This window comes from Streptomyces sp. NPDC047981, from assembly GCF_040653315.1.
Taxonomy (GTDB): domain Bacteria; phylum Actinomycetota; class Actinomycetes; order Streptomycetales; family Streptomycetaceae; genus Streptomyces.
Genome location: NZ_JBEZNQ010000170.1, coordinates 1 through 4,723 on the forward strand (window position 1 = coordinate 1; position 4,723 = coordinate 4,723).

Annotated in this window: 4 protein-coding genes and 2 pseudogenes; 5 read left to right on the forward strand and 1 reads right to left on the reverse strand. The window is 72.8% G+C overall.

Going from position 1 to position 4,723, the window contains the following annotated elements:
• Positions 1-162 (forward strand): annotated as a pseudogene (locus AB0E14_RS39290) (2-oxoacid:ferredoxin oxidoreductase subunit beta); the annotation flags it as partial.
• The gene (locus AB0E14_RS39295; protein ID WP_362430253.1) at positions 155-1,360 is read left to right on the forward strand and encodes a low specificity L-threonine aldolase; all 1,206 of its coding nucleotides are present in this window, start codon (positions 155-157) and stop codon (positions 1,358-1,360) included. The pseudogene AB0E14_RS39290 and the gene AB0E14_RS39295, both read left to right, overlap by 8 nt.
• Positions 1,361-1,376: 16 nt before the next feature.
• On the opposite strand, the gene AB0E14_RS39300 is transcribed toward AB0E14_RS39295, so the two are convergent.
• The gene (locus tag AB0E14_RS39300; RefSeq protein ID WP_362430257.1) at positions 1,377-2,444 is read right to left on the reverse strand and encodes an asparaginase; all 1,068 of its coding nucleotides are present in this window, start codon (positions 2,442-2,444) and stop codon (positions 1,377-1,379) included.
• A gap of 116 nt (positions 2,445-2,560) precedes the next feature.
• Between AB0E14_RS39300 and AB0E14_RS39305 the strand changes: the two genes are divergently transcribed.
• The 3 genes and pseudogenes from AB0E14_RS39305 to AB0E14_RS39315 form a co-directional block, all read left to right on the forward strand.
• Positions 2,561-3,016 carry an Lrp/AsnC family transcriptional regulator gene (locus AB0E14_RS39305; RefSeq protein ID WP_362430260.1) on the forward strand — a complete coding sequence of 152 codons (456 nt, stop codon included), beginning with the start codon at positions 2,561-2,563 and terminating at the stop codon, positions 3,014-3,016.
• Positions 3,017-3,094: 78 nt separating this feature from the next.
• Positions 3,095-3,520: a cell division protein SepF gene (locus tag AB0E14_RS39310; RefSeq protein WP_362430263.1), complete on the forward strand. Its 426-nt coding sequence runs from the start codon at positions 3,095-3,097 to the stop codon at positions 3,518-3,520.
• Between the two features lie 277 nt (positions 3,521-3,797).
• Positions 3,798-4,616: pseudogene (locus AB0E14_RS39315) on the forward strand (ATP-binding protein); the annotation flags it as partial.
• Positions 4,617-4,723: the final 107 nt, after the last annotated feature.

Below are 4,723 nucleotides of genomic sequence, written 5' to 3' on the forward strand. Positions count from 1 at the left end.
GACACCCTCCACCAGACCCCCATCGGCGTCTTCCGCTCGGTGAAACGACCCGTCTACGACACCCTCATGGCCGACCAACTCGACACCGCCATCGAGCAACACGGCAAGGGCGACCTCACCCAACTCCTCACCGGCAACGACACCTGGACGCGCGATGAGTGACGCTTCCGAGTCGCACGCCCGCGAGTCGCACGCCCGCGAGTCGCACGCCGCCGAGTCGGACACCGACGGCCGGAACTTCCTCAGCGACAACACCTTCGGCGCGTCCCCCGAGGTCGCGGAGGCGCTCACCAGGGCCCTGGCAGGGCACTCCATGCCCTACGGGGCCGACCCGTACACGGACTCCGTCCGGCGCCGCCTCAGGGACCTCTTCGAGCGGGACCTCGACGTCTTCCTGGTCTCCTCGGGGACCGCCGCCAACGGCCTCGCCCTGTCGGCCCTCGCCCGGCCCTGGGGCAGCGTCCTGTGTCACTCCGGGAGCCATGTGCACAACGACGAGTGCGGGGCCGCCGAGTTCTTCACGGGCGGTTCCAAGGTCGTCACCGTGCCCGGCGCCGACAGCAAGGTCGACCCCGAGGCCCTGCTGCGGGAGATCCGGCGGCGCGCGGGCGACCGGCACAGCGTCCAGCCCTCCGCCCTCACCCTCAGCCAGGGCACGGAGACCGGCGGCGTGTACACCGTCGAGGAGATCCGCACCCTGTGCCTGATCGCCAAGGGTTCCGGGCTCGGCGTGCACATGGACGGCGCGCGCTTCGCGAACGCGCTCAGCAGGCTCGGCGTCAGCCCGGCGGAGATGAGCTGGAAGGCCGGCGTCGACGTGCTGTCGTTCGGCACGACCAAGAACGGCACGATGACCGCGGACGCGATCATCTCCTTCGACCCGGCGCTCTCCGCCGAACTGGCCGCCCGTGTGAAGCGGGCCGGGCAGCTCGCCGCCAAGGCGCGTTTCCACGCCGCCCAGCTCGACGCCTACCTCACCGACGGCCTCTGGCTGCGCAACGCCGGCCGGGCGAACGCTCTCGCCGCGCGTCTCAGGGACGGCCTGAGCGGTCTGCCGGGCGTCGAACTGCCCGGTGCGGAACTGCCCGGTGCGGAGCCGGAGATGAACATGGTCTTCTGCGGGCTCGCACCGCACGTCGTCAAGGGCCTGCTCGCCGATGGCTACGCCTTCTACCACGACCGCTGGGAGCCCGGCGTGGTGCGGTTCGTGACCTCGTTCGCGCACTCGGCCGCCGACGTCGACGCCCTGCTGTCGGCGGTCCGCCGGCACGCGGCCGAGCCGGCGGCGTCGGAGTCCCCGAAGCCGCCCGTCCCGCACCCCCGTGACCGGTCGTCACGGCACCACTGCGTGAGGGAATGACCCGGCGTACGGCCCGTCAGGAAGCGCCGGAGAAGCGGGAGCCGGACGCCGTCAGCGCGGGCTCCTGGCGGGCCGGGCCGTTCAGCAGGCTGTGCAGCAGCGCGGGGCGGCGCTCCGCGGAGACGTCCGCGAGGAGGGTCGCCAGGACGGCCATCCGGGCCTGCCCGGCGCGCAGCGTCCCGGCGGACACGGCTCCGGCGGCCACCAGGTCCACGGCCCCGCCGCCGGTGTAGAGCTCGGCGATCGGTCCGGCGGGGACCCGGGTGCTCAGGGCCACCAGGGTGCCCTGGGCGACGGCCGCGCCGACGGCCGCGGAGACCTCGGGGGTGGCGTTGCCCGCGCCGGTGCCGACGAGCACGACGCCGCCCGCCCCGGCCGCGACGGAGGTGTTCAGGAACAGCGGGTCGCCGTCGCTGTGGTGCATGACGACGTCGACCCGGGGCAGCGCCGCGGAGGTGCCGGTGGCCGTGGGCAGGGGGAGCGGAGTCGGGCGGTCCGGGCCGCGGCGGATGTGCACGCTGCCGAAGCCGACCTTCCCGAGGCCGCTCTCGGAGGGGTCCGCGAACGCGTCCGCCGCGAGGGTCTGCGTCTTCACCGTGCCGCGCGCCGCGTGCACCTTGCCGTCGAAGACCACGAGCACGCCCAGGTCGCGCACCGAGGCGGCGACCTGGAGGGCGTCGTACACATTGCCGGGGCCGTCGCCGTCGCCCGTGCCGAGCGGGCGCTGCGCGCCGGTGAAGACGACGGGGCGGGGGTCGGAGTGGTGCAGGTCCAGGAAGAAGGCGGACTCCTCCAGGGTGTCCGTGCCGTGCGTGACGACGACGCCGTCCACTCCTGGGTCGGCCAGCGCCGCGTGGACCGCGTGCAGCAGCGTGAGCTGGCGGGCGGAGGTCATCCGGGAGCTGTTGACGTTGAACAGGTCGACGACCTCGACCGTCACGCCCTCGGGCAGCGCCGAGGTGGCCAGGACGTCGTCACCGGAGGCGTCGGCGGCGTAACCGGTGCCCTGCCAGCGGCTGGCTATGGTGCCGCCCGTGCTGATGAGGGTGATCCGGCGGGGCCGGTCGTCGCGTGTCCGCTGCATGGGTGTCTGTCCCGGAGATCGAAGGTAGTCGCCTTCGCAACGATAGTTCAGCTTGTATGGAATATGATTGCGAGTTCCGCGCCGGAACCGTGAATTCCGGCATGCATAATTGCGTCATGGACCGGATCGACCGCAGCATCTTGCGTGAGCTTCAGGACGACGGCCGACTGACGAATCAGGAGCTCGCCCAGCGCGTCGGCCTCAGCGCCTCCGCGTGCCTGCGCCGCGTGCGGCAGCTGGAGGAGGACGGGGTGATCCAGGGGTATCGCGCCGTGATCGACCCCTCGGCCGTCGGACGCGGCTTCGAGGTCCTCGTCTCGATCGAGGTCCGGCGCGACCGGGAGACCGTCGAGGCCTTCGAGGAGGCCCTGCAGTCCATCCCGGACGTCATCGAGGCGTACCGCCTCTTCGGCAGCCCCGGCTGCCTCCTGCGTATCGCGGTCGCCGACCTCGCCGCGTACGAGCGCCTCTGGATCGAGCGGCTGACCTCGCTCGCCGGTGTCACGGAGGTCAACTCGCAGATCATCATGAAGCGGGTCAAGGAACCGCGCGGACTGCCGGTCGAACGCTGATGACGTCCGCGAAGGGCCGCTCGCAGTCCACTCGTGTCGGTGTTGGGCCGAACGGGTGAGAAACGGGAGGATGGGCGCATGAGTAGGTACGAGAGGTACGACGTCACCGACGCACAGTGGGAGGGCCTCGCCCAGGTCGTCCCCCTGCGCGGCCGTGACGAATGGCCGTCCAGGGTCGACCACCGCGCGATGCACGATCCCTACGAGGCCGCCGAGCATCGCCGCATGGTGGTCCTGCGTGTGCAGGTCTTCGCCGACGCCCGTGAGGTCGCCGAGTACCTCATCGCCAGGATCCCGGTCCTCCTCGACCTGACCAGCGCGGACACCGAAGTCGCCAAGCGCATCCTGGACTTCAGCAGCGGCGTGGTGTTCGGTCTCGGCAGCGGGATGCACCGCGTCGACCGCAACGTCTTCCTGCTCGCCCCGGCCGGCACGGAGGTCGAGGGCGCGCCGGACGCGGAGGCCGGGGACGACGTGGCCGGGGCGGCCGTCCCTCGATCGTAGGAAGCTGGACAGGGCGTAACGGTTCGTCATCCGCGCCGCTGCGTACGGTCCGATCATGGACTCCACCGGCGGCCACACGCCCGATTCCGCCTCCTCCCTCTCCTCGTCCTCCCTCTCCGCTTCCTCCGCCGCCTCCCCTGCCTGTACGACCCCGGTCCGGGCACCGTTACGCGGCCCCACCGGAGAGCGGGCTCCCGGGGTGGGCGGTACGACGGTGGCGGGTGGGCCGGTCGGTCCCGGCGCGCGGGCCGCGCGCCGGGACGCGCTGCGGCAGTTGATGGACGCCTCCGTGCGCAGGCCCGCCCGCCCCGCCGTCACCGAACTCCGCCTCTCCGCCTTCGCCGCGCACCGCGCCGCCGTCCATCCGCTCGGCCCCGTGACCCTCTTCACCGGGGCGAGCGGCAGCGGCAAGTCCAGCGCCCTGCGCGCCTACGAGGCGCTCGCCCGGCTCGGCGCGGGTGAGGACCTGGCCGCCGCGTTCCCCGGCGCCGCCGCCCACGTGCCCGAGCGGGCCCGGCCCGACGCCCAGGGGCGGCGCGGCTTCCGGATCGGCTGCACCGTCGATGGACCCGCAGGACCCGTCCGCCTCGACCTCGCGGTCCAGGTCGAACCCACGGTCCGCATCGTCGGCGAACGGCTCACCTGCCGCGGCCGTACGCTCCTCACCACCGCCCTGCGCGACCCCGGCCGCAGCACCGTCCAGGCCGAATGGCACACCGCCGGTGCCACGCCCGTCACCCGGGCGCCCTTCCCCGACGACCGCCTCGGCACGGCGCTGCTGCCGTTGCGCGTGGCCGGCAAGACGAAGGGGCAGCTGGAGGTGCTCGCCGCGGCAGAGCAGGTGGTCGTGGCGCTGCGCTCGGTCTTCCCCTGCGATCCCGAGCCCGCCCGGATGCGGGGTTCCGTGCCCGTCGGTGAGGGTCGGCTGCTGCGCGGCTGCGACAACCTCGCGGAGGTGCTGCACCGCACCGCGTCCGAGTGCCCCCGCCGGCACGCGCGGCTCGCCGTCGTGGCGGGCGCCGGCTGCGCGGGCGTGGTGACCGGGCTGCGGGTGGAGGAACTGCCCGACGCGACGGTACGGGCGCTCCTGGAGCGCGCGCCGGGCGGAGTCGTTCTTGTTGCAGAGGTAGATTGAGTCGTTGACCTGTTCGTTACAGTATTCCATCATCGTGGAGATCTGGACGCGCCTTAGCAGCGCACCGC

What these genes read in the sequence shown, in the direction of transcription:
- AB0E14_RS39310 (WP_362430263.1), top strand. Translation starts at nt 3,095, where the DNA reads ATGAGTAGGTACGAGAGGTACGACGTCACCGACGCACAGTGGGAGGGC.
- AB0E14_RS39300 (WP_362430257.1), bottom strand. Translation starts at nt 2,444, where the DNA reads ATGCAGCGGACACGCGACGACCGGCCCCGCCGGATCACCCTCATCAGC.
- AB0E14_RS39305 (WP_362430260.1), top strand. Translation starts at nt 2,561, where the DNA reads ATGGACCGGATCGACCGCAGCATCTTGCGTGAGCTTCAGGACGACGGC.
- AB0E14_RS39295 (WP_362430253.1), top strand. Translation starts at nt 155, where the DNA reads ATGAGTGACGCTTCCGAGTCGCACGCCCGCGAGTCGCACGCCCGCGAG.